This is a genomic window from Agarilytica rhodophyticola (genome assembly GCF_002157225.2).
GTDB classification, from domain to species: domain Bacteria; phylum Pseudomonadota; class Gammaproteobacteria; order Pseudomonadales; family Cellvibrionaceae; genus Agarilytica; species Agarilytica rhodophyticola.
In genome coordinates, this window is the sequence record NZ_CP020038.1 from 3,704,345 (window position 1) to 3,729,607 (window position 25,263).

Below are 25,263 nucleotides of genomic sequence, written 5' to 3' on the forward strand. Positions count from 1 at the left end.
TTTAGATCAACATATGTCACGTACTTTGTTGTTTTTTCTTTAATATTTTTTCTTTAATATCTTTTCTTTAAAGTTACTAGGAGAAATCCCAAGCTTTTTCTTAAATAACTTCCTAAAGCTATCACTATCTTGGAATCCGAGTAAATCTGATAACTGAACAATATTGATATCAGTATTACCAAGTAAGTAACACGCTTTTTCCATTCGATAAATGGCAAGCTCTTCACTAAAAGTAGTAGACGCTTTAGCTATGCTTCGCTTTAAGGTTGAGACACTAGCAAATAGATGTTTGGCGCATTCTTCTTGCCGATACAAACCTTTTTCGAATAAATAATAAAGCTCCCGTAGAACGCCTCTATGATTTGGAAGTAACGTTAACTGCGCCGTAAGCATTTTAATCATATTCTTAGCCGCCACAGTATTGGAAAACGCCATGTCTCGATCGAGCAGAGATATATTGAAGCGTATTTGATGGGCATAGTGGCCCCAGCGAATATTATTGTGAAATACTTCATGCATATCTTTATAGTATTCAGGTTGCTCTCCCTTAACAAACACGCAGATATTATCTTGGTTATCCTCCATAAGCTCTTTAAAGGTTGTTATGTGATAAAGAGAACGATAAAAAACTGTGGTAAAAATTTCAACAAACTTAAAAGTAATATCCTCCCTGGTAAATTCGGGCCTTATGGTCATTAATAGATGTGTGTCAGTGTATTCCAAATCCAAGAAAAAAAGAGAGGTAACCAAATTTTTATACTTGGTGAGTATTTCGAGAATTTGTCGCCAAGAGCTACAGTTCATAATAGCGAGGCTTATAATGCCGTGGCTTGCAAGAGTAAGGCGATTACCAAATTGAAACGACCAATCTGCTGGCCCATAATGATTTAATAGCTCTGCCATTGCACGATACTGAGACCAAGCAATTTGCAGTTCAAGATCTTCTATTTTTTCTTCATTGAGTTTAACGGCAGAGAGCAAGTCTCTTTTTGATATCCCTAATTCAAGCGCCATTTCATACATTTGGCTGGGGTGCAAATGCCATGGGAAAATTTTATCTCGACAGCCAATAGAATGTATCATAGTACTAATTTAATTCTTATTATTTATCTGAACCTAACTTTAGATATTAATCAAAACCCGATTTAGATAGCAATGACATTACTGGTCATTTAGCCGAAAAACTCATTTAGAAGATAAACTAGTGAGCTAATTTGCCGGGTTATAAAGGCCTATTATTAGAGAATATTTCGGTTTAAATACGGTTTTCTCTGTTATTAATCAGTCAAATATGACCTCATATTCTTTTATCACTTATCGGCCCTTCATAGACACTATCGGCACTCCTTAGCACATCAGCTGGTCGTATTTTTGTTTATTTCTCCTATGGAAATGAAAGTATCTAAAGATAGATTTTAATTATAGAAGAAGAGGGGACAATGACATTTAAATGAATCAGTGTGAGCAATACAACTGGTGATTTGGTTCAATATTCACACCGAAAAGTAATACTTCAAAGGCCGTTATATGACCCTAATAAATACAATTAAACAGGAACCTATCACCCTATATGCGCGTGATGGAGTAAGTTTATCTGCAACGCTCTTTACACCTATTAATGAGTATCACACGGCTTTGCTCATTAATTCTGGTACCGGTATTCCACAAGGCTTTTATATTAAATTTGCTAAATATGCCGCATCCTTAGGCTTTGTAGTTCTTACCTTTGATTACCGTGGTGTTGGTGGTTCGGCGCCCACCAAGTTAAAAGGCTTTGATGCCCGTTACCGAGACTGGGGACAATTAGATGTGTGGGGAGCAATTGAATATATTTCAAAACGATTTTTAAACCTTCCACTTACTGTATTGGGTCATTCCACAGGAGGCCAGCAGCTGGGGCTTGCGCAAAATCACAACAAGGTTTGCGCTGCTACTTTTGTATCTGTTTCAACAGGCTATTGGGGGGGCTTGTCCGTCAGTCAACGACTGTTATCACTATTTCTGTGGAAGCTTTACATCCCAATCACCACCAAGCTAGTCGGTTATGCACCCGCTAAGATTTTAGGCATGGGGGAGAATCTTCCTATCGGTGTTGCCAAGGAATGGGGGTCATGGTGTATGGAAGTAGAATACCTAGCGGCTTACTTCGACCAAAAAGGCAAAAAAACTTCAGTGGATGGGAAGGCGTTCGGTAATGAATACTTCTCTGACATCACTTTTCCTATAAGGGCCTACTGTTTTACTGATGACCATATTGCTACAGAGTCTAATGTTGAAAACTTACAAAAATTATTTGTTAACAATAACATAAGCAACATATGGATTAAGCCAGCCCAACTTGATCTTGAAAAAATAGGGCACTTTGGTTTTTTTCGCTCGACCTTTAACAAGAAAGTTTGGTATGAGACTTTGCAATGGATGAGATCAGAGGGCGAACAAAGCCGCTAATACCGATCAACACACCTATATTTGCGGTATACCAACCCTTGATAAGCTCGGCATTTACTAGCCGCTTACTCTCCTTGAATGGCATTATGAGCACTGTTAATAATTTGTTCGAGTTCTCTATTAAATACAGTCTCCATGGTGCCATCTTTTTTTCGCGCTGTTACCCACTCATCTACACGCATCTTAAAATCAGGGTCACACACCATCATATAGCCTTTATTAAAGCTATTAAGAGGGGTGTCGGGGTTAACTGCTGACAATTCAGGATGGATTGCCTGTTGCACCAATGTTTCCACTCTATCTGTCACCATCAGATCTGCTTGCCCGTCGACGATTTTTTGAAACACCGACAAATTTTCTTGGCTAACTGTTAGTTGTGCTTTTGAAAAGTGCTTACGGGAAAAAACTTCGTTGGTCCCCCCCTTATTAACAATAACCCTAACTTCTGGCTGGTTAATATCGTCAATAGTTTGGTATTTAAATACATTTTCATCGCGGGTAATCGGCACTTTTCCGCTTTTGTGCACAGGTAGACTAAAAAGAGCATGTTGTTTTCTAGCTGAAGTAATAGAAACACCACTCATGGCAATATCAAATTTGTCGGCGAGTAGATCTTCCATTAGGGTAGGCCAGGAGGTTTTTACCAAGTTGAGCTCGACCCCCATAAACTGAGCGAGATCTTTAGCCATAACAATATCAACACCTACCAGCTCTTTGTTACCATCTTTAGAAAAGTAGGAAAAGGGCGTGTAATCGCCTGTTGTACCCACTCTTAAGACTTGATTTTGTGTAATGCTTGGTAAAACATTGTGCCTCTCGCTATTACATAAAGTATCTGACCGGCCACGTTCTTGCTCAGCGCACGCCTGAAAAACTGCCGCTAAGGACAGAATAATGGTTACCAACCCGGCTTTAACGTAAGTGAATAGGTTTGTATTACTTATTTCCATATTTTAAATCGCCTTGCAATATCGTTTTTATCAAAAACCTCTAGTCTATATATCCTTTATATATTCAGATTTACCCTACACGAAAGAATACTTGATTTTGCTAGGGCCTGTTAGTACTAATTTAACCAATAGCTTTACTATCGGAGTGATACCTTAGTTTTAACGGATGAATATATCTGACCAAATGTTTGTTACGGCTATACCTTTTTATTTAACCATTCTTATGAATGGCTGTTATGAAAGTTGTTATGCAAGCTGTTATAGAGGTTGTTACCAACCTAGAACACCTTGGTTGACCGATAATAGTAGCTATAGAGAGCAGCTATAGAGAGCAGCTATAGCGAAAAGTAGCACTAAACTTTCTTATTTTGTAAACGCTTCACCATGCGAAGCTAAGCATAATGAGTTAGCAGTAAGTATTGCGAATACATTCTATTAGAAAAAATGAATCTAGCTATTATCAGTAAAGCAAATCAAAAATATTTAGATCAAAGGTATGAGAGATTACTGGCTTTAAAAAAATTGTAGTAGGGGACATATTAGAATTGCAAACAAGGATAACGCTACTTTTTAGAGAGATACAGGTAAAAAGATTTACCAATTCAGAAGAAAGCAGCAATACTAAATCTGCCCATTCTTTGGTTCTTAACATGAAACACATACTGACTTTTACACCTAAAGAGGATAAAGCGCATAACGCCACAACTGACACCGCGACATACCTCTCGTATATGTATTCTGAAATTGCTTTAACAGTCACCAAATACCAATTAAACGGCAGCAATTCTTGCGTAAAGTTAACACCTAGGCTTATTTTTTAACGTATCATAAGGTAATTTCAAAAGCATGTATCAGGTAGGTGTAAATAGTGAAGAACAACCATACGAGACTGACGGACAAAGAATTAGGCACGGTTGAGGCTGTTTTGCTGGACTTTAATAATCATAGACTGCCGAGCTTGCTGCGAATCAAAGATCGCGTAGATAATGGCGCCACACTGGAAGACTATGAGATCGATTTCCTCGCCGAAACGTTTGAACACAGTCGTGGTAGCGATCATTTTGCTGATATACACCCTGAATTTAGAAAGCTAGTGTCACAGGTGGCTGATCTTTACCATCATATTACAAGCAAAGCCCTTGAAAACGAGAAAAAGTAGCTTAAGGTAGCTTAATTAAGGGGGAGTTTCCCCCTTACAGTTAACTTCACTTTGAATCACTTTTTGACAATTTTTCGGCTTTAGCTAGCAAATCTGCGATGTAACCGGGATCTGTTTCATCCAACTCATCATTCGCTATCATCAAATCACCTAACGCTGATGTCATCGCGCCAAAAAAACCACCCAATGCAGCACCTGGAGGTCCCAGCGCAACACCTCCAGCTATTGCTCCAGGAACAAGACCAGCGCCAAAACTTGTGGCAATATCTTTGGGTAATTCTTTATTTAACTTTGCTACGTATCGCTCGGCACTGTTTGAAGGCCCTGGGCGTGAGACAATGGGTGAATATTCATGCCTTACAGAACTTTTAGGCGCTTGTTCCGACAATAGTGATAAATATTTTTTAGCTCGATCTGGTTCTCGACCGCCTGTTAATAATGGCGTAGCTGCTGTACTTATGGGCGGCTGGTTTGGTTTTTGTCCACCGCTAGCGAAAGTCGACGATTCTGACGAAGATTGGGGTATCCTATGGTAATTGGCACGTATGGACGAACTCATATTGAAGGCCTTTATAGTGATAGTTTTTATTTTGTACTTTGAAGTGTCTGGTTAGTTCGAAACATTTTTGTCAGATTCGGTAGCGAAGTAATTCAATGGCTTGCAGAACTAGATACCTTAGAAGCCAATTAGGAATCACTATGTCCAATACTCTTTAGTATTGGACATAGTATGTTTAGGGCTATTAATGCGTCATTAGTGCTCGGATACTATATACCTATATACGAATACGATGATTTGCGCGCTCATCATATTATTCTGAGTATAGTAATCTATATTATGATGTGGCCAAGGTGTTTTACTAACACTGTCAACCCATCGTCTTGCAGTATTAAAATCAAAGCCATAGAAATTCGGTGGTGAAGATTGTACCGGATCTCCTCGTCTTTCAATTAAAAACTTTCCTTCAAACCTATTTTGAGCCCTGCGATATGCATCCCGCTCATCCTTACGAGCAAAAACCCTAGGACTATTAAAACTAATAGCATATTTACTACCAATTCGTCTTATCATATCCGTTTCTACAGATGCATAAGCAATATGAGCCAACGCGCCCCCTAAACTATGGCCGGTTAATAATTTATTTATCAAACCCCGGCGTGGTGCATCGGCTGTATTTCGAAATGCATCTTTGGTAAAACCGTCAACGTTATCAAAACGGCTTGCAAAGAATTTAAGCGAGTGAAAACGCATTACCTCAATAAACATCGTTAAAAATTCCTATATTTTAATTAACATGATTAGTTTTTAAAAAATTATTACAATAGCAATCATAAATTTTAATTTTTATTTATGATCTTATATTATTTTTTTAAAAAACTACCCAGCAAAAAATAAGGTCAAAGTCCCTATTAAAAGCGATACCATTTGTTGCAGGTCACACTTTCAATTATTTATAGCCAACATTAAAGCCGAGCACTTATCACATACATACAGTATGTTTGCGGAAATAAAAACTTTAGCAGTAACAAATTAAAAAATTTCGAAAAATAAAATTAAATATTAAAAAATTAGCAGAAGATTAGGTTTGTTATTTATATTTAACTGAATGAATCTTTATAGATGAGCTAGTAAGAAGATAATGTTTATCACATACATACATCATGTTTGTGAATAAATTGAAGTGCTGAAGCTATTCACTACTAACGAGTTCTCGTGAGATAAAACTAAATTTTTTGTTAGATTTTTCTTTATAGAAGAAACGAGCAATTAGTTATTTCTCTAGTTTCTTTTACCATGTTTCTTCTCCAGGTCTCTACTGAAAATTTCTGACTACAAGTTTCTTACTGCAAGTCCCTTACCACAAGCAGCTTATCTCAGGTTAGATTCTAATCGCGGGTATCAAACAACTATCCTTTATCCTTACTTATACCTATCTGATTGTTCGATGATTTCCACATCATAGTTGTCCGGATCTTTGATAAAGAAAAAACGTGCAACAAACTGCCCTTCAGGAGCAAAGGTTTTAATGGCGGCTGGCTCGTATCCCAATGAGGATATTTTCTTATGCAGGTGCTCAAGTTGGTCAGTAACAAAAGCAATATGTCCGTAACCATTACCGAGGTTATAAGGTTCTTGCTGGCCCTTGTTAACGGTTAGTTCAAGTTCAAAATCCGAACTTGAGTCTTTTAAGTAGATCAATTTAAAGTTACTAAAGTCTCTTACCTCTTTAAGTGTAAAACCTAAGGCTTTTGTATAAAAGTCAACGCTTTTTTGCTCATCTAGAACTCGTAACATCGTATGAATAAATTTTGGCATATTTTTCTACCCTTCTTTCCGGCCTTCTTTCTGACTTTTTTCAACTGGTTTTTTCCGTATCTTTATACAACCACATATACAGATGAACGGGGTAACACTATAGTACTACACACTCTCTAAGCAGCCACACATTAGACCAATCTATCTAATTTTGAACTATTCATATTCACCATAGTCTAGATAGCCATTATTAACGATCTCCTATCGTGTGGTTAGACCTTAATCTATTTTAAATTATAAAAAGAGTTTGATATGAGTAATAAACATTATGATGTAATAATTATCGGCGGCGGTAATGCAGGCTTTGGCGTCTCTCAGATAGTGCATCCGGCAGGCAAATCCATAGCATTTATTGAACCTGCAGAGTTCGGCGGTACCTGCCCCAACAGAGGTTGTACACCTAAGAAAGTTTTGGTGGCAGCAGCAAACGCTATGCATGAAATAAAGATTGCTCATACCCACGGCATCGAAGTTGGTGAAGCTAAGCTTAATTGGAATAAGCTTATTTCACGTAAAAATGATTTAATTGATTTTATTCCAGGCGCAATGGAAGGTACAGCGCAGAAGCGAGGTGACATTTATAAAGGAAAAGCAAAGTTTATTAACCCGACAACTGTTGAAGTAAATGACGTTCAATTAGAAGCGGATAACTTTGTTATTGCCACAGGGTCTACTCACCGCCCTCTTACCATTCCTGGAGCTGAACTACTCATCACTTCTGATGAGGTTTTGTCTGAAACAGAACAACCAGAAGAAGTAATTTTTATTGGCGGTGGTGTGGTTGCGATGGAGTTTAGCCATGTGTATGCCCGTGCAGGAACAAAAGTCACGATACTTGAAATGATGCCTCAACTCCTACCTCGTTTAGACAAAGACGCCGTGGCACAAATACATAATGAGAGTGAACGTATAGGCATTAATATAAAAACTGCTGTAGAAGTAAAAGGTATAGAGCAAGCCGGTGACAAACTGCAAATACAGTATGTGCATGAGGGCAAAACTCTAACTGCACAAGCAGATCGTATTATTAATGGTGCTGGGCGTATCGCTAATGTTGCCGAGCTTAATCTTGAAGCAGGTGATATACAGCACAATGATATACGCATCGAAGTGGATGAAAACCTTCGTTCGGTATCTAACCCTCGTGTGTGGGTTGCTGGTGATGCCCTTGTATCTTCTCCCCAACTTTCCCCTGTGGCGACATATGAAGGTAGGATTGTAGGTAACAATATTGTTAATAATGAAGCGCAAAAACCTGATTACTCTGTGCTGCCAAGTGCGGTTTACACCGTGCCTGCGATCAGCAGCGTCGGTTTTACTGAAGCAGATTGTGAGCGTGAAGGCCTCGAATATGAAGTGCGTTCATCGGATATGTCTACTTGGTTCTCCGCTAGGTTTTATTCTGAAACTGTTGCTTGGTCGAAAATTATTGTAGAAAAATCTACGCGCAAGATCCTTGGCGCACACATTGTTGGTCATCATGGCGAAGAGCTGATTCATATTTTTGCATTAGCCATGCGACACAATATTTCCATTGATGATTTACTTGGTGATTTTTATGCTTTTCCCACATTCGCAGCAGATATCAAAAGTATGTTTTGATATTTAAAAGCGACTAAGTAAAAAAGAAATGTCTTTATTGTTACTTAGACAATAAAGACATTGCCCCACCCTCACCTTGTAAGGTCAGATAAAGTGCTGCTTGCCAACGTTGTGGTTGAGTACCGTACTGATACATATCCTTAGCAATCTTTTCCTTTAGTTGACCATTGATATAGTACCGTTGCGGTATTAGTCCTTGCTTATTGCTAGTAACCCATTCATACAGGCCGCTAGGGTTATGTTTAATATCTGCATGTAAGCTACCGACAATATGTTGAATAACATAGGTGCTTAAGGTTAATTGTTTTTGCTGCATCAGAATATTGCCAATAAATTTTAAATAATAGGGATCACCTCTAAGAGCTATGGCCAATAATACATGGCTTTCGTTGTGGAAATGATTTTCACCATTAATCACCCACTGCTCAAATTGTTGATCACTACTAATGGCTGCCCAAACCAATAAAAAACGCTGCCAATGTATGTTGTCAGGTGTGTTAATCGCATAAGGCATATAGTGCAACGATGATGTATCCCCCAGCAAAGCCAATGCAGCAGCAGCTTCATATAAGCCTAAGCCGCTATCGGTTTCCTGATGAAAAGCTTGTTGTAATTGTTCGATAAAATCTTTATTTTGCCATTCGCCAACGGAGCGATAGGTATAGCTGCGAACGCCCGGGTGGTCATCATCAAGCCCGTTGCGAATAAGTTTTTGCCGGTTATTAGCAGGATTCATAAGTGCCGCAGGTAAAGCGGCTGCACGTAAATAGCCATCATCACTTGAGCACCAACGTTCAACAAAAAACTCTGACTGCGCAGGCGTAGCCCATATTAAGGCAGAACTGGCAGCGGCAATAAGGTCAGCGTGTTTTTCAAGTAAACTTTCTAAATGACGTACACCATACACTTCAAATGCACAACACAAACAGTAGGTGGTGACAAATGTGTGTTCGGGACTTACTTGCTCTTCTAGTTTCATTAATGCACGAGAAACAGCACGTCGCCCACACTTTTTTAAATCAGATAAATGTTCTTGTAGTTGTTGATCAATATAGGCAAGACCTTGTCCCGTACACTTATATGACCATAGCCGCTGTTGACGTTCTAACCATATCGACGCAGTAGCAGACAAGCAGGTATCGATATGCTTTCTATGAATTGAAACCATTCACTATTTTTCACACTTAATAATTACGACAGATGCAAACACGGCTTAGCCGTTATCATCGGCGAAAACATCTCCTGAGCCTGCCGACATTGAGCCGCCACAATTAATGCCATCCCCCACTCGGGCCAAGGGTTTACCGTTCACATATACCGTGGGCGAACCCGCTGAAACCGAGCGACCGTGTGGTGGACAATTGCCACATGCATGTAGTAACACAGAGTCCCCTTTGCGTAAGGCTGGGATGTTATTAATCATCACATCAGAGCTACCTCCGGTAGCCGGTGAAGGAGGAAAACATCCGTGACCGGATCCAATATCAAATTTTCGCGATGCTGCGGGCATGGTTTTATCCTAAGTTATTTAACTTATATGATTTACGCGGTTTTATATTTACTGGGAATTGTTTTTATATCGGCGATTCCCTCATTTAGCCAATGCCAGTTTTCCGGTGCTTGAATCCAGGCATTGTGTTGCCAACTCACTTTTTCAGGTAAGTCGGCACGACGCAATGAGCACAACTGCCCATAAGAGGTAGGTGAGCTAATATACTCGTGCAGGGCAGATACCATGTCAGCCCCTTTTCCCCAGGCATTGGTTCCCATTTGCATATTGTCGATGTGTAACGCCAAGTTGTAGTAACGCTTTAATAACAGCATCAAAATAGGTGTTCTAGCCAGATCACGGTCTTGCTGCGTTAGTTTCTGGGGAGTATTAAGCTGCCGGTACATCAACATTATTTTTACCGCCACGGCATTTTTAAAGTAGCCGGAGTAGTGCCCCATAAATTTGGCATAATCCGGTTTACCTGGGGCAATAATTTTGGCATTACCGAGAAAGTGGCCCAAGTAAAAAAAGCGTTCATCGTAATCCACTTTCTCTGGCGCATTTTTCAGAGCGTCCACGACATAAGTGGCGGCATAATTGAGATCGCTATCGAGAGAACGACTTAGTACGGCCATCTCATCGAGCACGGCCATAAGTTGGGGCATCAAAGCTGTGGCAACAGCCTTGCGCTGCTCTAGGTGGTCGCGCATAAACGCCAACATATTGTCTAAACTATTGCCATCGCTCGCTTGATTCGATTTACGCCATACGAAAAAACGGTCGATTAAATCGAGTACGTCATCGTCACTGTGCAAGCGGCTTAGTTCTGCTGCCACTCTGCTTTGTTGATCAGGCACTGCTGCCACTATCTTACACCTCCAGTCTCCGGGATTTGATCGCCATCGAGATACCATTTAGGGTAATTGTCTCCCTCGCGCTGCTCGAAGGTCAAACGCCCTTCCTTTTCAGCTTCCACCCACAAACGGTTACCGGGTAAATCGCGCCAATTATTGCGGTTTTCCACTAGGTCATCTGGAGTAGGCTTGTAGTCCTTATCGGGAATATACCATTGTGGCGGCCCCCCTTCAGTGTAGCGAACCCCTGCACCGTTGACACTCCAGTTATCTGGAATCGGCGCACCATGACCCTGAAAGGCGATGCCCGGCTTTTCCGACACATCTAGCACCCCTTCGGTACGGCCAACCGAATTAATACCCAATTCATTTGGGCTCGATCTGCCACCAGAGGGATCGAAGAAATTACCAAAACCACGTACATCCTTACCATCTTCGCCAATATTTTTCTCATTGCGCCAAGTCACCAAGCGATCAGGCGGTGGATACTTAACAATACGCATGGGCCTTTCCAAATCCATACCGCCGCTACCGCCGTCGGCATCTAGGATATTGGTACCTCCGGGGCTAATACCAAAGTGAGATTCAAAAGCCTTCACCAACTCGCTGCGGGCATTCACCTGGGCTGGCGAGGCACCGTCCATTCCGGCCAGGCGAATATTTTCAGCCCCTACCCTGTCACTAATCGCGTCAAAATCCTCATCGCGCATATTGCGTGTGCTATTTTGCTTATTGGCTGAATCACCAGCATCATCTGTTGCACTTGTAGAACCTTGGTTTTCTTCGTTGAGCAAGAAACGCTCATCTTCAGTAAGGTCCCTACTAACATCGACCTGGCGTTCATAAAAGTAGTTAGGGCGTGCGGAAGGAATGTTTTGCACATTCGGCTCAACAATATGTAAACGGACGCTGAATACTGTGGCTGCTGCGGCGTGACGCATTTCATCTTGAGCCCGTCTAAGCACACCGGCACCAGCTTTGACAACACGCACCGCGTGAGCCACAGCGGACACAATAATAGGAGCCATAACAGCGGTTACCGCACCTGTAACGGCGATAACAGCGGCAGAAATAATGGCTATAGCAATATCGGCATGGAAAACTTCTAAACCGTCAACCACAATCTTGCCCGCGGCTACTAGGTATTTTCCCTCTTTGATTAAGGCTATTTTATCGTTGTAATAGTCTTTAGCTTTTTGCCAAATGCCCCTGAAGTACTGGCGCCAGCCTTCCCTCACTTGTTCGCGACGCTGATCTTCAAGGCTTGAAAGCTGTTCAGATTTGGCGAGCATTTCGCGCAAACGATTTTTCGTCGCTTCATCATAACTGCGCCGTGACATGCTGTCTTCGAGCCACTGACGCTTGCCGCCAGTGGCGTTAAACTCGTGCATACTTTCAGGCAAATCTGCCGGATGGCCACGGGGATAGATACCAGAAATAACACTGGAATCACCGATGCCAAACATCTCGCGATTGAGATTATCCCGCTCTTTGACCAACTCCCAGTGTAGCTGATCCACTTGCTGACTCAGTGGCCCAGATTCGGGATTGAGAAAATCTTTTACCGCATTGATAACCGCTTCTCGCGCCGCTTCCACATCTTCGTCAGTATCATTAGGCCCTTTAATGCCCGCGACTAATCCTGCAAAGCGGTATTGCGCAGCAACACGATTCATCGCTTCTTGGGCGTATTCGCTGACTTCTGAAGCTTGATCTTGAAAGCTGTCTCCCGGCAGGTTATCCGGCGCTAATAGCGCACTTTCTGCTTGGCCCATTGCCATTAATCCCTATAGGTGTAGAAGAAATTTTTTGCCAATGCAGCAACATTGAGCCCACTTTGATTGGGGCTGCTGCTGGGTAATTTAGCGAATGCCCCCTTGCCAAAATCAAGCTGGGAAAATTCAGACTGTAAACTCTCCAATGCCGACATTTCGTCCTTGTGTAAAGATTTCGCCTTGGCAAACAGTGCTGGCATTTTTTTCGCCTGAGCATCCACTTTAACATCTTCAGCAAATACTTTATGACAGGGTGTTAACCCCAAGTCAGCAAAGAACTTTTTGCGTAAATCATCTCTGATTTTTTGTCTCTCTGGCTCTTTTTTTGAAAAGGCGCCTTTCTTAAAACTCATGCATAGGCCTCAGTTTAGATTAATGCGTGAACTGCCTTTAAGGTTGATGGTCACCCCTTCGATATTGACGGTACCATCTTCGTTGAGTTGAATCTTCGATTTACCGCAGACGAACTCCATACGTTTACCGGCAACCACCACTTTATTTTGTCCCACTTCTTCAAACGATCCCAATAAGGTAGATTCGTTGCGAATGCCCGCCACAGATACTTGATAGCCGCCGCCAACCGTCAAAGTTTTAGCACCGCCAACAATTTCATTGGAACTGACCATGACCGTTTCAGCTTTGTTCTTAGCGACCCCAACAATAAGATTACCTTCACCCATGTTCAAAGCATCTGGCACTCCCAATTTGTTGGCAAAATCACCAATGGCTGAAGCAAAAGCCTTAAATTTGGAGGTAACCGCCTGCTGCAATTTATTGGGACCCACCATTAAGGTCATATTGCCGCCGATGACTTCGTGGTGATTATTGCCCACTTCAATAGATTTGTTGTTACCGACGCTCTCGCTTTGATTTTGATCAACACGTTTTGAACGATTATTTTCCACATGAATTTCATGATCTTTTTGGGCGTGCAGGTAGATCTTTTCTTCGTCGGTTTTATCTTCAAAGGTAAGTTCGTTAAAGCCATCACCTTTGTGCGTGTCGGTGCGAAAAACACTCTTAGTTTTGTGCTTAGGTAGCGGATAAGGTACTTTTTGTTTTTTATTGGGAACAGCACCGACAATAGCTGGGCGATCAGGATCACCTTCAAAAAAGGTGATCATCACTTCCATCCCGATGCGGGGAATAATTTGCCCTCCCCAGCCACCGCCGGCCCAGTTTTGCATAACCCGAACCCAACAAGTATCGCTGCCGTCTTTTTTTGCTCGACGATCCCAAGGAAACCAAACTTTAACGCGACCGTATTCGTCAGGGTGAATTTCCTCCCCTTCAGGACCTGCCACAAAAGCCAGTTGGGAACCATCAATGCGGGGGCGCAAGGTCTTTTTATGAGGAGTCGCAGGAATTTTGGCTGGAATTGCAACAAAACTGTTACGGTATTCTGGCTCAGCCCCTTGCTCATCACCATCGATCTTTTTAGCGGCTACATCTTGCGGATTCTTATTGCCATAACTGGGGTTAATGGCCTCGTGCTCGACACTTAAGGTGACATAAGGGTCAAATTTGTTTTTCGGGTTCGCCACATCAAAAGGCGTAAACTTAGAGCCCGGAGACAAGCTTCTCTCACTGGATTCGCCAGAGACTTTTTGATGATCTGCCTCTACTGCCTGCATACGCAAACGGGTCTGTCGCTCTACCGCAGAGCTTTGTATACCTTCCGATGCACGCTCGCCTTCGCCATAGCCACCGAGAACAGGGTATTCATATAGTTCGTAGTCACTGTTGTGCGGCAGTTTCACAATAGATGGGGTTTTGGCTTCAGGAAGCAATTCGGGGGTTTCAAAGTTCCAGTCACGGCCAGCAAATTTCCCCGGCGTATAGCGGTACTTAGTATCAAAGCGCTGGATACTATCGTGCTCACTGGCACCAATGCGAAGACGGGTATCATCATCGCCAGTATAACCATTAGGAAAATTGGCAATGTGCAAGACATGCTTGCCAAGTTCGTGCTCAAACCAGTAGAAAATACCGTCTTCTTCAAGGCGACGGTTAAGGTAATCTAAATCGGTTTCATTGTATTGTACGCTGTAATGTTGCTTCGGCACTTCTTTAAAAATACCCGCTTTTACAGGTACATCAATACCATGTTCTGATAGCAGCGTTTCACAGACTTCGACGGAGGTCATGTCCATCCAAATACGACAATCTGACTTTTGCCCCAATAACCAAAGCTGAGGTTTTAAAGTGAGCTGATAAAGATAATGGTCTTGGGAAACTTCTGTGCCGGCCGTCATTTCAGTAACGATAGCATTCCAGTTTCGCCGTTTATTTTGATCCAAAGTTAAACTAATATCAGCGCTATTACCTAATAATTGATCCGGCGCAATGTCTTTATTTTTAGATAACACTTGTAGTGATATATCAAATAATTCTGATATTGATTCGCGAACTTTCATGCGTTCTACGAGAAGTTGATCAGGGCCCAAAAGCCCATCTACTCGCACAATGCGATTAGCCTGCATAAAACCTAAAATGCCCATAAGTACCTTTTAATAAAGTAGCGAATAAAGTAACGACGTAATAGCGCAACAACGCAATAACGTATTGCAAAAAAATTTATCCCAAAGTGCCCACAAATAAGCTGTAAACGCTGCGGTATTAAATAGCAAATACTTATTTAAAATTGCATACTTGGTCACAGTTTTTGATGTTTTTATAGCAATTCAATAAAAGGTTAAATTTGCTGAATTATTTATTTCAAAATTATTTTTTTGTGTCGAAAAATCTTACAAAAGGAAGAAGAAAAGGGAAAAGACAGTGGCTTAATACTACTCGCAATGTGCCACTTCCATGTGGCTAAGCCGATTGTCTATACGTATTTTTCTAACTGTTATTAAGCCGCTCGCTGAAGGCTCATATATTCATTAATGACGTGGGAAATTTTGTCTTTAAGCTGATCATCAAGGCCGACGTCTTTGTAAGCTTTGGTTATCTCCCTGTGTAACTGGCGATTGAGATTAATTTTTTCGCCACAGGACTCAAATAGATGATATATAAAAAACAAACACATTTTGTTTTCGTCAGTACCATCGTGCGAGATATTGGTAAGCTGCTGGGCAATAGTGGGATGCAAACTGGAAAGACTCAAGAAGATTACGGTTAACTCATCATAATTAAATGGTTCGGATTTCATATAATTGGCTAAGGTCTGGGCAAAAGCAAAAATGCTAGGGTTGAACGCAGATGAACCTTCCGCAAGACCACGGCCAGCCGTAGCGAAAGGATCACTGTCAAAACCTCCCGGGAGAGCACAACCAGAAATAGCAAAAGGATCACTGTCAAAACTTTCAGGTGCTAGGGCGTCGGGTATTCCAGATGAACCTAGCAAATCATCGCCGCTCTCCCCACGGTATGACCTTGGTGGTGGAGACGATTTCATAATGAGCTTATCCACATCAGATGGTGCAGCCCCAACAATCATCGCACCTGGCGCGAGATAATCAGCCGAAGCTACTTGGGGTACTTTACGTAAAACAGGTAAATCCTCCGCAGGATTTTCACGTTTATCTACCATTAAACAATTGGTGTAAGGCGACATCAATTGATACCGGCAGGCAATATCAATAATTTCTTCCTTATTGTCACAGCTTCGTATCCGCTGTGCAGCCGCCAGGCGCGATAATTGGGAATAATACGGTGCACTCACTTGTTGATCGCCAGTGTCGTGGTATGAACACAGATCTACCTGTTGTGTGAGCGTTTTTCCATCGGACATATGCAGTCGCAATTGCGCTTCATTTGCCGGTTCTTTAGCAAATTCAGCAAAAACATTAACTGTATCGCCGTGATATACAGCCCCTATGTTTTGTTGATATAGCGGATCTTGTGACCACTTGATTTCAACTTTGTCTGTTCCCGGTTGCCGCATTCGGCTAAAGTGGCGGATAATACTCTGTGCCATATTTTCATTGGGGCTCACAAGCTCGCACGCGCCCCCTGTCATACTGGCCAAAGTACGCACAAAGTTTTCAGATACAGCACTACCTACGCCAACAGTAAAAATACGGTGATGGATATTTTTTGCCTGCGCAAAAATAGCATCTTGCCCATAAATTCGGCCATCGGTAATCAATAAAATATCACTGTCGCTTTGCTGTAAGTTTTCTTCTTGATACACATATTTTAGCGCCGGACCAATATTCGTACCCCCCATATTGGCTTCTAATTTTTCGATCTCATGCAAGGCGAAAGTTTTATTTCTCGGTTTCGCCTGTACTGTAGTATTAAATAAGGGATGATGGTCAGTGCCAAATAAAATAATGTTAAAAAACTCGTGATGGCTTAGTGACTTGACAATTTTCGATAACGCAATGCGAGTTTGCTGAATAGAAACGCCTGCCATTGAGCCAGAACAATCAACCACAATAGTAATATTTCTCCCTTGCTCATCAGGCTTTTTATTTTGGCTAAAGCGTTGATACATTCGCTGTATCACAGTTTGTTTTTCTTTACCGGCGTCTGCGGAGGTCATCTCGAAACGAGGGTGAAAACTTGCAAGCACACAATAATTGTCGCCGTCCTGCCCTATTACCCCACAATGATGCTGCTCTTCAGATTCTAGCGTTAAGATGAAGTCTCTATCCATCAAAGTATTTTCTTCTTTGATAATCACTTCAGCACTATCGTCATCACGAACAATACCTAGTGCATGTGTGGGACTTGCAATATTGGCTTTACTTAACGCACCTATAATTTTTAGATAAAATTGGTAGCTATACTTGGCATATATATTTGACTCAGGTACTTGGTGTGGACTAAATGAGGAATGGCCATAACGTTGCGCAATAGTTGTGGGAATAAACAAACGTAAGCTATTCCCTTGCCAGCGCTGAATAAAAGCGTAGTTAAGTGCAATGGATATGTCGCCATCGGGCATCAAATTGCCGATGTTCATGGTATACATACCCTCTTCTAACTGCTCTAACATGATGGCGGTATCGCCATCTGTAATGGCATCTTCATAGCGAGTTTGCGCTTGTTTTTTTTCTATTATGCTAGCGGTGAGTACTCGACCATCAATGATGACTTCAAGTGATAGTAACACCGCGTCAATTGGCAATTGGAAGGTATATACCACTTCAATATTGCGGTGTTCTTTATTTTTATAGTGCTGCGTTAATGTAACGTCAGTCATTAAACCTTCTATTTTTGCTTCGATATCTACTTCTTTTAGAGGTATAAGCTCACCAGCGGGTGTCGCCAGCTGCGGACTAATATAATCTGTCATCAGTCGTTTTCCTTGTTGTTGACGTCGTTAGTTTTAATAGTTTTATATAGCTCTAATATCTGTTGGGATAACTCGCGAATTTGTGACGATGTAAGCCCGCTTCTCGCCGGTTCAACCTGCAGTTCGATGCCATCGTCAATAATAATGTGGGTCCATACTTCTAAAGAGCCTGGTTGTGGACGCTTTAGAGGAAGATGATGAGGATCATCAGGTTGTTGGAGAATTTCCGCGATACGTTCCAGTGACAAGCCTGCGGACTGCCATTTCTTTATTTCTAATAACTTTTGTAAATGAGAAGGAAAATAACGGGCGCCACGATTCTTACCTTCCGGGCCAGGAACTAAACCCTTCTGAATATAAAAGCGTGCTGTCCGCACATTTACATCTGCCAACTGACAGAGTTCATCTAATGTATAAGTTTGCGTCTTCATGGCAAGCAATATAATACACAATCACTGACTAATTCAACTGTATAATAAAAACTAATGACGTAGATAATGAACCACCTAGCCCTAAAGCTACTTGTAAGACGCAACGCATGACAAAATCACTCGAGTCATTTGGTACGAATAGAGTAGCTAGGTCTGACAGACGCTAAAGACGAGAGTAAAAACACTCAGGATATTAAAAAGATAGGGACATACTAAAGCTCAGTAGGCCCTTGGGTAAGAATTCAAAAGCCACTTAGATCCGTGGCTTCCTATTGACTAAATTTAGTATTGATCAATAACGCCAAGCAAACGACAGCGTACCAAAGCGGGTTAAGTTTTCAACGTTTTCATCAGAGCCTTCATCTTGCAAAACGTCAAAGTCACTAAAGGCAAAAGTAAGGGCGTAATTGCCCCAGGAATAGGCAATACCTGTTGTCACCCCTATCGTTGCATGGTCATAATCAGTAGATCGACTATCGCGGAAGGTATTGCCATCGGTGAATATCTGGTTAAAGATATAGTCTAGCTGCAACCCAAAATAGGTATACCAACCACCGTCCACTGCCATAGGATTAATGGTACGGGAATTAGAGAATAGCGTGGTGACGTAGGACTCTTGCAGGTTGCGACCGTAACGAATCATCATACCCGAGCCGACACCACTTTGCAGGGTTCCCGCACTGGCTTCTGCCAGAGTTAACACATCCAAATGATCCGTGGCAGAACTCCAGGTTCGCCAGATTCTCGCTCGCGACAACTGGAACACCAGCTCGTTTTCTAATTGAGTATCCCAACCTAAGGGTTCATCAGCACCAATAATTTTATGGACAAATTTCTGCACTTCTTCCCCTAAAGCGGCAGGACCTACAATACCAATGGTGGTACTTACCCGGTCAGCATGGCCCTGGCTCACTGTGACATAGCTGTTTGTCATTGCCAATAAAGCCGAGTATGGCAATTCATCTTCATCGGGTACTGCAATAGTAATATCACTCGGGGTACTCATGGTTTGACCAAGGGCATAGGCATTAGCCGCAAACTCTATCCCCTGTTTGGGCATGGTCCACATAAGGGGCAGTACCCAAAAATCATGGCTCGGAGGTTTTCCTGATTTTTCTCCCACATCAAACACTGACACATAGAGGCCATTGGTATAGCCATTATCGTTACCTACAAATAGATCGTTATCTAAGGTAACGGATATCCAATCAATTTCAGCTCTTACCGACATAGTCGCAGAACACAGGCACATCAATAGCAGTGTTTTTTTCGTGTAAGTATTCAGCATAGATCTCAACATCGCGCTAGCCATTTAAATAGAGGTTTATTTATTTATATTCCAGTCACCACCTAGGGCGAGGAAAAGATTCACTCGTTGCTCTAAAGCCAAACGCTGCACCGACAATTTGTTACTGCTGGCAGAGAGCACGCGTTGCTGAACCGTCAATAGATCTACCAGTGCTATTTCCCCCTCTTTGTGCCTTAGCTGAGCAATTTTATAGGCTTTTTCCGCTTCCTTAACTGAGACATCCAACTCCTGCTCTCTGAGGTTAAGAGTATTGGCAAGATCGAGATTGGTTTCGGTATCGCTAAAAGCATCTAAGGCTGCTTGGGCATAGGCCGCTAATGCTTGTTTTTGTTCAGCAGTAGCTATTTTTACCTGCGCCCTTCTGGCGCCACCGTCGATAATGGGAGCCAGTAAATTACCCGCAATTTGCCACACCACATTTTCAGGGTTGGTAATATTAGATAAAGCGTTGGAAGAGCCACCTATACTGCTGGTTAAACTCAGCTGCGGCAGACGCGCCGCTTTGGCTTGTTTAACCGAATTAAATGCCGCCGCAACGCGCCGCTCGCTAGCGATAAGATCTGGTCGGCGTTCTAATATATCCGATGGTATTCCTGCAGGGGGCATGGCTGGCAGTGTTGGTAAGTTTTTTTGCACGGAGATATCCCCTTTCGGATAACGTCCAAGCAGTACCTCAAGTGCTCTTAGAGCATCTCGTTGGGAAGCTTCTAGGGCAATAAGCTGCTCTCGCCTCGATGCTAAATCAGAGTTTGTTAAAGCCACATCTTGCGCAGAGGCAAGGCCGTTGTCGTATTGAATTTTGACAATGCGGAAGGTTTCTTCTAGCGAAGTGAGAATATCTTTTAGTATTTGAACTTGTCGTCCGGCTTCGATGGCGATGAAATACGCTCTGGCTGTCGCTGCGGCAATGGAATATTGGGTAAACTTATAATCCGCAGCAGCAGCTTCTGCGCTGGCTACCGCCGCCCGTTTACCGGCAGAAATACGTCCCCATAAATCCACTTCCCAGTTTAATTGCGCCGACAATGTTTGACTGGAAGCGTTAGCGTTAGAGTTTTGCGCAGAGCCACTGCGAGAGTTAGCATAAGCGAGATTCACCTGCGGTTGCAGTTGCGCCCCTGCTTGCACTGCCAGCGCACGCGCGCGTTCCACATTGGCCGATGCTGCTTGCAAATTATAATTATTAACCAGAGCTTGATCTACCAAGTTTACCAATAGAGGATCGTTAAATGTATCCAACCAATTTATTTGACGTGCTTGCTGCAACTGAGAAGGATCCACGTGAGTGGCCCAACTCTGTGGCGTAAATTTTTTATAGCCGGCAATTTTAGACTGTACTTTACTTTCGTTTTTTGCCGTTGATGTTACACAACCTGCACTTAGCAACATCGTGCAGGTCAGAGGCACCAATAATAGAGACGGTATTTTTCCTATTTGCATGTATTGCATATCCTCATTTTTATGACTTGTCATCGGCTTTAATATTAAAAAATATCGCGTATAAAACAGGGACAATAACAAGCGTTAATAACGTAGCGAAGGTCAAACCAAAAATCAGTACCACGGACATAGATTTAAAAAACGCATCAAAATATAAAGGAATGACACCCAATACTGTGGTCAATGCTCCCATCATTACAGGACGCACACGACTAGCTGCGGAATCTATCACCGCATTAAAAGGAGCTTTGCCCTCGTTAATTTCAAGATCAGTTTGATCCACCAGTACAATGGCATTTTTAATAAGTAAACCTGACAGAGACAGAAGCCCAAGTATGGCCATAAATTCCATAGGAGTTTGAGTGGCCACTAAGCCCACCACAACACCAATAATGGCCAGCGGCACCACCAGCCAGATAACAATGGGTTGACGCACTGTGCCGAACAATACAAACACAATGATCACCATTGCCATAAACCCAAGCGGTATTGTGGAGGCTAGATTTTCATTGGATTCTTTAGAATCACCATACTCCCCTCCCCATTCCAGTGAATAGCCGTCGGCAAGTTCAATCGCTTCAATTTGCGGACGTACACGTTCAAATAAATCCGATGCCAACTCACTTGGGTAAGGATCACTTTGCGCTTTTATTTGCCAAAATCTATTTTCTCGCCGCACTAAACCGTCGCGCCAGATAGTTCTGAAACCATCGGTAACTTGCCCAATAGGAACAGCTCTACCAGTGACCGAACTCACCACTTGGATATTCCAGATATTTTCCACATCGAGCCGCTCATGTTCAGGAGCCCGAGAAATAATCGGAATAAGTTCATCATCTTCGCGGTAAAAACCTACCGAACGTCCTGAAAAATTTGTTTGCAAGGCAAGCGCCAGATCTTCTCGCGAAACACCAGCACGTTGGCCTGAGCTTTTTGCGTAGATTGGCTCAATAACACTGACTTTCTGCCGCCAATTATCTTTGATAGAGAGTGCACCACCATCTGCGATCATAATGGCTTTGGCTTGGTTAGCCAGATCTCGTAATACTTTAGGATCGGGGCCAGTAAATTCCGCTTCTATTTTAGAGCCGCCACCGGGACCTAAGACAAAACGCCAGACTTTGCCCTGAGCTTGAGGAAAGGTTTGTTCAAGATGTTCTTGAATACCTGGAATAAGGCCACCGATAACATCGTAATTCTTGGCCCTAACTAACAATTGTCCATAGGCGGAGTTTGGCGATTCTGGACCATATACCAGCATAAAACGCGGCGCTCCTCCGCCCACTGATACTTGAACAGCCTCGACCCCATCTAAAGTGCTGATATATTTTTCGATTTGTTTTATATCTTTGGTGGTTTTACTGATATCCGTACCCTGTGGCAGCCAGTAATCCACCACAAAGATAGGTGTCGTCGATGAAGGAAAAAAGCCGGATTTTACAAAGCCAAAACCCCAAACCGACAGCGCAAATATCACCACCACACCTGCCACAAAGGCAATCCGCTGGGCTAATGCAAAATGCAGAAATTGCTTATATTTAGTAAATAACGGACTTTCAGACTGCTGCTGTTGGTTATTGTTTTCTGACGACTCATTAAAAAGCCAATAGCAAAATAAAGGTGTTAATGTAATAGCGAACAACCAGCTATACATAAGAGAAATCATGATGACCCAAAACAAATGCCCGGTGTATTCAGCAGTAGAACCAGGGGCAAAGCCAATGGGTGCAAAGGCAATAATTCCCACTAAGGTGCCACCTAGTAAAGGCCAGGTAGTGCGTTTGACAATCAGTTTGGCAATATCAAGTTTACGTATGCCATTTTGCACGCCCACTAAAATACCCTCTGTTACAACGATGGCATTGTCCACCATCATCCCTAGCGCGATAATTAAGGCACCGAGGGAAATACGATGCATGGGAATACCGGAGATATCCATGGTGGCTAAGGTCGCGAATATGGTCAGTAATAATACGACGCCAATGACGATGGCAGATTTTAGCCCCATAAAAATTAGCAGAGTAACGATAACAATCACCAATGCCGCGATCACATTGATTACAAAGGCATCCACAGATTCTTTGACGATCTTACCTTGGTGATAAAACTCATGCAGTTCGATTCCCAATGGTCTAAGGTTTTCACTGTCAGTAATTTTTTGATCGATCGCCTCACCAATTTTTACAATATTACTGCCAAGCACACCAGATACTCCCATGGCAATAGCAGGCTCGCCATTGTATCGATAGAGCTTTTCTGTAGGGTCTTGATAGCCCCGCCAAACGCGAGCAATATCTTTCAGAAAAATAACTTTACCTCGCGCATCTGCGGAAACAAGGAGATTTTGAATTGAGGAAACAGAATCAATAGAGCCGCTCGGGTCGATGACAATGCGTCGATCACCAATTTTCACATCGCCTGATGTCACTACTGCATTTTGTTGGGATAGAATATTGTAGATATTGGAAACCGAAAGCCCTAAAGCCGCTGTTTCTTGCCGTGAAATCTCTACAAAAATGGCCTCGTCTTGCAAACCATCTAAGGTAACACGGGCAACGCCATCCACCTGCAGCAGAGAATTTTGCAGAGACTTGCCATAACGCTTTAGTTCAGAAGGTGAGTATCCATCCCCGGTGATAAAATACAGTAAGCCAAAAACATCGCCAAAATCGTCGGCAACATAGGGCGTACCTGCACCTGGTGGTAAGCCTAAGGCGGCATCGTTAACTTTGTTTCGCAGCTTCGTCCATATCAACTGCAAATCAGACTTGGTCGGTGATGCTTCGTATTTTATTTCAACTGAAATTTCGGATCGGCCATCTGTGGAAAAAGACTTAATGGTTTTCACTTCAGCCATTTGCTGAATGGCTTTTTCTAAAGGATCGGTAATTTCCAGAGCGACCTCGCGAGGACTCGCGCCGGGATAAGAGGTTATCACCAGAGCTTCGCGAATAGTAAATTCCGGGTCTTCAAAGCGCGCCATATTTTGATACGCAGACCAGCCCCCAATGATTGTCAAGAGGATGACAATAACGCTCAGCACTCTATTTTTTATGGTAAATTCAGCTATATTCATGAACTTAATTCCACTCGCGTATTTTCATGCCTTCAGAAAGGTAAGCGGCACCAGCACCAGCAATCACATCATCTTGCTTAAGACCTTCGATAATAACCTGAGTATCGCCAACGCCATCTTCTACTTTCACCTGACGTTTGCTTACGGTCATTGTTTCACGGTCGACAATCCAAACATACTGTTGTTCGCCATCACTGGAAATAGAACTCAAAGGAACTGCAACGCGAGTGTCTGTCTTTTCGCTTTCGCGACTTAGCTCTATCGTCGCGTTCATACCGGGAAAGACATTTAAATTTGCAGGTGGAGGAAATGTAAATGTAATGGCATAGGTTTGCGAGGCAGTGTCGGCCAATAATTCAGCTTCTTCAAATTCAGCTTCTATCGGCTGATCCGGCGCTACATCTAAGATAACAAATACTTTGCGCTTTTCACTCTCAGATTCTTCTTTGGGAATACGAGCCAGAAAATTAGCGGGCAAATCAATGGTAGCTTTCAATAATTCTTCTCCCATCAAGACCACCAGCACTTGACCTGGGGAAACTGTGGCCAACCTTTCCACTGTAGTCTGTGCCACAATACCGTCATAAGGGGCTCTTAATGTAGAATCGGCTAAGGCTTTTTCTGCACTATCTAATTGCGCTTTGCTAATATCCCGCTGGGCTCGTCGCTGCTCTAATACGGTTCGAGCAATAGCATCTTCCTCAGATAAGCGAACAGCACGCTGATATTCATCTTCGGCATTTTTATACTGCGCTTTTGCCGATGCTAAGGAAGAATTAAAATCCCGTTGATCCAGCTTAGCGATAAGGTCACCACGCTTTAAGCTCTGTGCTTCTTTTATTGGAAACTCTTCTAATCTGCCTCCTACTTGAAGACTCAGCTCAGATAACCTATTGGCGCCGATAACGGCTGGAAAGCGAGCAATTTCTCGTGCACCGGCAGTTTCTACGGTAATCATTTTAATCGGGCGAACAATTTCTTTATTAGAAGACGCCTCCTCTTTTTTTGTACATGCATTAAGAAGGCAAACAATGATCAGCATGAGGCCGACCTTAAAGCCATGAGAGACAAAACTGCTTTGTAATAACATCTAAACTTCCCCAAGTGAGTCAGTAGAATTTATATTATGAATACCCTATTCGTTTATATTCGACAATTTTCA

The 25,263-nt window shown here is 42.5% G+C and carries 20 protein-coding genes; 3 read left to right on the forward strand and 17 right to left on the reverse strand.

Annotated features, from left to right (window positions below; all coding sequences use genetic code 11):
* Nucleotides 1–39 precede the first annotated feature (39 nt).
* Nucleotides 40–1,083 carry an AraC family transcriptional regulator gene (locus BVC89_RS15430; protein ID WP_086932053.1) on the reverse strand — a complete coding sequence of 348 codons (1,044 nt, stop codon included), beginning with the start codon at nucleotides 1,081–1,083 and terminating at the stop codon, nucleotides 40–42.
* A gap of 444 nt (nucleotides 1,084–1,527) precedes the next feature.
* Here BVC89_RS15430 and BVC89_RS15435 point away from each other — a divergent pair, with 444 nt between their 5' ends.
* A complete protein-coding gene (locus tag BVC89_RS15435) occupies nucleotides 1,528–2,448 on the forward strand; it encodes an alpha/beta hydrolase family protein (protein WP_086932054.1) in 921 nt (306 codons plus the stop codon).
* A 65-nt stretch (nucleotides 2,449–2,513) separates the two neighbouring features.
* Here BVC89_RS15435 and BVC89_RS15440 read toward each other — a convergent pair whose 3' ends face one another.
* On the reverse strand, nucleotides 2,514–3,398 hold the full coding sequence (locus tag BVC89_RS15440; protein WP_086932055.1) for a transporter substrate-binding domain-containing protein: 885 nt from the start codon (nucleotides 3,396–3,398) through the stop codon (nucleotides 2,514–2,516).
* 868 nt (nucleotides 3,399–4,266) lie between these two features.
* Between BVC89_RS15440 and BVC89_RS15445 the strand changes: the two genes are divergently transcribed.
* Nucleotides 4,267–4,557: a hypothetical protein gene (locus tag BVC89_RS15445; RefSeq protein WP_086932056.1), complete on the forward strand. Its 291-nt coding sequence runs from the start codon at nucleotides 4,267–4,269 to the stop codon at nucleotides 4,555–4,557.
* A 46-nt stretch (nucleotides 4,558–4,603) separates the two neighbouring features.
* On the opposite strand, the gene BVC89_RS15450 is transcribed toward BVC89_RS15445, so the two are convergent.
* The 3 genes from BVC89_RS15450 to BVC89_RS15460 form a co-directional block, all read right to left on the reverse strand.
* Nucleotides 4,604–5,116: a hypothetical protein gene (locus BVC89_RS15450; protein WP_086932057.1), complete on the reverse strand. Its 513-nt coding sequence runs from the start codon at nucleotides 5,114–5,116 to the stop codon at nucleotides 4,604–4,606.
* 195 nt (nucleotides 5,117–5,311) lie between these two features.
* The gene (locus tag BVC89_RS15455) at nucleotides 5,312–5,824 is read right to left on the reverse strand and encodes a lipase family protein (RefSeq protein WP_086932058.1); all 513 of its coding nucleotides are present in this window, start codon (nucleotides 5,822–5,824) and stop codon (nucleotides 5,312–5,314) included.
* Between the two features lie 654 nt (nucleotides 5,825–6,478).
* A complete protein-coding gene (locus BVC89_RS15460; protein WP_086932059.1) occupies nucleotides 6,479–6,874 on the reverse strand; it encodes a VOC family protein in 396 nt (131 codons plus the stop codon).
* 252 nt (nucleotides 6,875–7,126) lie between these two features.
* On the opposite strand from BVC89_RS15460, the gene BVC89_RS15465 reads away from it, so the two are divergent.
* Entirely contained in the window at nucleotides 7,127–8,476 is a 1,350-nt protein-coding gene (locus BVC89_RS15465; RefSeq protein WP_086932060.1) for a dihydrolipoyl dehydrogenase family protein, read from the forward strand.
* A 40-nt stretch (nucleotides 8,477–8,516) separates the two neighbouring features.
* Here the strand turns inward: BVC89_RS15465 and BVC89_RS15470 are convergent, their stop codons facing one another.
* The 12 genes from BVC89_RS15470 to BVC89_RS15525 all read right to left on the reverse strand — a co-directional run bounded on the left by BVC89_RS15470 (nucleotide 8,517) and on the right by BVC89_RS15525 (nucleotide 25,191).
* Nucleotides 8,517–9,644: a hypothetical protein gene (locus BVC89_RS15470; RefSeq protein ID WP_086932061.1), complete on the reverse strand. Its 1,128-nt coding sequence runs from the start codon at nucleotides 9,642–9,644 to the stop codon at nucleotides 8,517–8,519.
* Nucleotides 9,645–9,689: 45 nt separating this feature from the next.
* A complete protein-coding gene (locus BVC89_RS15475; protein ID WP_086932062.1) occupies nucleotides 9,690–9,986 on the reverse strand; it encodes a PAAR domain-containing protein in 297 nt (98 codons plus the stop codon).
* Between the two features lie 32 nt (nucleotides 9,987–10,018).
* Complete coding sequence (locus BVC89_RS15480; protein WP_086932063.1) at nucleotides 10,019–10,834, reverse strand: hypothetical protein; 816 nt, start codon at nucleotides 10,832–10,834, stop codon at nucleotides 10,019–10,021.
* Nucleotides 10,834–12,597, reverse strand: coding sequence for a hypothetical protein (locus BVC89_RS15485; protein WP_158657973.1), 1,764 nt, complete (start codon nucleotides 12,595–12,597; stop codon nucleotides 10,834–10,836). Before BVC89_RS15485 ends, BVC89_RS15480 begins: the two co-directional genes overlap by 1 nt.
* Before the next feature lie 5 nt (nucleotides 12,598–12,602).
* Nucleotides 12,603–12,950, reverse strand: coding sequence for a hypothetical protein (locus tag BVC89_RS15490; protein WP_086932065.1), 348 nt, complete (start codon nucleotides 12,948–12,950; stop codon nucleotides 12,603–12,605).
* A gap of 9 nt (nucleotides 12,951–12,959) precedes the next feature.
* Nucleotides 12,960–15,098, reverse strand: coding sequence for a type VI secretion system Vgr family protein (locus BVC89_RS15495; RefSeq protein ID WP_086932066.1), 2,139 nt, complete (start codon nucleotides 15,096–15,098; stop codon nucleotides 12,960–12,962).
* Between the two features lie 353 nt (nucleotides 15,099–15,451).
* A complete protein-coding gene (locus BVC89_RS15500; protein ID WP_086932067.1) occupies nucleotides 15,452–17,845 on the reverse strand; it encodes a VIT domain-containing protein in 2,394 nt (797 codons plus the stop codon).
* Complete coding sequence (locus BVC89_RS15505) at nucleotides 17,845–18,276, reverse strand: MerR family transcriptional regulator (RefSeq protein ID WP_086932068.1); 432 nt, start codon at nucleotides 18,274–18,276, stop codon at nucleotides 17,845–17,847. Before BVC89_RS15505 ends, BVC89_RS15500 begins: the two co-directional genes overlap by 1 nt.
* A 292-nt stretch (nucleotides 18,277–18,568) precedes the next feature.
* Nucleotides 18,569–19,564 carry a lipid A deacylase LpxR family protein gene (locus BVC89_RS15510; RefSeq protein ID WP_216824988.1) on the reverse strand — a complete coding sequence of 332 codons (996 nt, stop codon included), beginning with the start codon at nucleotides 19,562–19,564 and terminating at the stop codon, nucleotides 18,569–18,571.
* Between the two features lie 36 nt (nucleotides 19,565–19,600).
* Nucleotides 19,601–21,025, reverse strand: coding sequence for an efflux transporter outer membrane subunit (locus BVC89_RS15515; RefSeq protein ID WP_158657974.1), 1,425 nt, complete (start codon nucleotides 21,023–21,025; stop codon nucleotides 19,601–19,603).
* Between the two features lie 19 nt (nucleotides 21,026–21,044).
* A complete protein-coding gene (locus BVC89_RS15520; protein WP_086932071.1) occupies nucleotides 21,045–24,101 on the reverse strand; it encodes an efflux RND transporter permease subunit in 3,057 nt (1,018 codons plus the stop codon).
* 4 nt (nucleotides 24,102–24,105) lie between these two features.
* Nucleotides 24,106–25,191 (reverse strand): efflux RND transporter periplasmic adaptor subunit, encoded by a 1,086-nt coding sequence (locus BVC89_RS15525; protein ID WP_086932072.1) that lies wholly within the window; start codon nucleotides 25,189–25,191, stop codon nucleotides 24,106–24,108.
* Nucleotides 25,192–25,263: the final 72 nt, after the last annotated feature.

Coding starts and splice junctions, on each gene's coding strand:
- BVC89_RS15475 (WP_086932062.1), bottom strand. CDS start 9,986: ATGCCCGCAGCATCGCGAAAATTTGATATTGGATCCGGTCACGGATGT.
- BVC89_RS15485 (WP_158657973.1), bottom strand. CDS start 12,597: ATGGGCCAAGCAGAAAGTGCGCTATTAGCGCCGGATAACCTGCCGGGA.
- BVC89_RS15455 (WP_086932058.1), bottom strand. CDS start 5,824: ATGTTTATTGAGGTAATGCGTTTTCACTCGCTTAAATTCTTTGCAAGC.
- BVC89_RS15465 (WP_086932060.1), top strand. CDS start 7,127: ATGAGTAATAAACATTATGATGTAATAATTATCGGCGGCGGTAATGCA.
- BVC89_RS15490 (WP_086932065.1), bottom strand. CDS start 12,950: ATGAGTTTTAAGAAAGGCGCCTTTTCAAAAAAAGAGCCAGAGAGACAA.
- BVC89_RS15495 (WP_086932066.1), bottom strand. CDS start 15,098: ATGGGCATTTTAGGTTTTATGCAGGCTAATCGCATTGTGCGAGTAGAT.
- BVC89_RS15510 (WP_216824988.1), bottom strand. CDS start 19,564: ATGCTGAATACTTACACGAAAAAAACACTGCTATTGATGTGCCTGTGT.
- BVC89_RS15440 (WP_086932055.1), bottom strand. CDS start 3,398: ATGGAAATAAGTAATACAAACCTATTCACTTACGTTAAAGCCGGGTTG.
- BVC89_RS15460 (WP_086932059.1), bottom strand. CDS start 6,874: ATGCCAAAATTTATTCATACGATGTTACGAGTTCTAGATGAGCAAAAA.
- BVC89_RS15520 (WP_086932071.1), bottom strand. CDS start 24,101: ATGAATATAGCTGAATTTACCATAAAAAATAGAGTGCTGAGCGTTATT.
- BVC89_RS15470 (WP_086932061.1), bottom strand. CDS start 9,644: ATGGTTTCAATTCATAGAAAGCATATCGATACCTGCTTGTCTGCTACT.
- BVC89_RS15525 (WP_086932072.1), bottom strand. CDS start 25,191: ATGTTATTACAAAGCAGTTTTGTCTCTCATGGCTTTAAGGTCGGCCTC.
- BVC89_RS15450 (WP_086932057.1), bottom strand. CDS start 5,116: ATGAGTTCGTCCATACGTGCCAATTACCATAGGATACCCCAATCTTCG.
- BVC89_RS15515 (WP_158657974.1), bottom strand. CDS start 21,025: ATGCAAATAGGAAAAATACCGTCTCTATTATTGGTGCCTCTGACCTGC.
- BVC89_RS15505 (WP_086932068.1), bottom strand. CDS start 18,276: ATGAAGACGCAAACTTATACATTAGATGAACTCTGTCAGTTGGCAGAT.
- BVC89_RS15435 (WP_086932054.1), top strand. CDS start 1,528: ATGACCCTAATAAATACAATTAAACAGGAACCTATCACCCTATATGCG.
- BVC89_RS15430 (WP_086932053.1), bottom strand. CDS start 1,083: ATGATACATTCTATTGGCTGTCGAGATAAAATTTTCCCATGGCATTTG.
- BVC89_RS15500 (WP_086932067.1), bottom strand. CDS start 17,845: ATGACAGATTATATTAGTCCGCAGCTGGCGACACCCGCTGGTGAGCTT.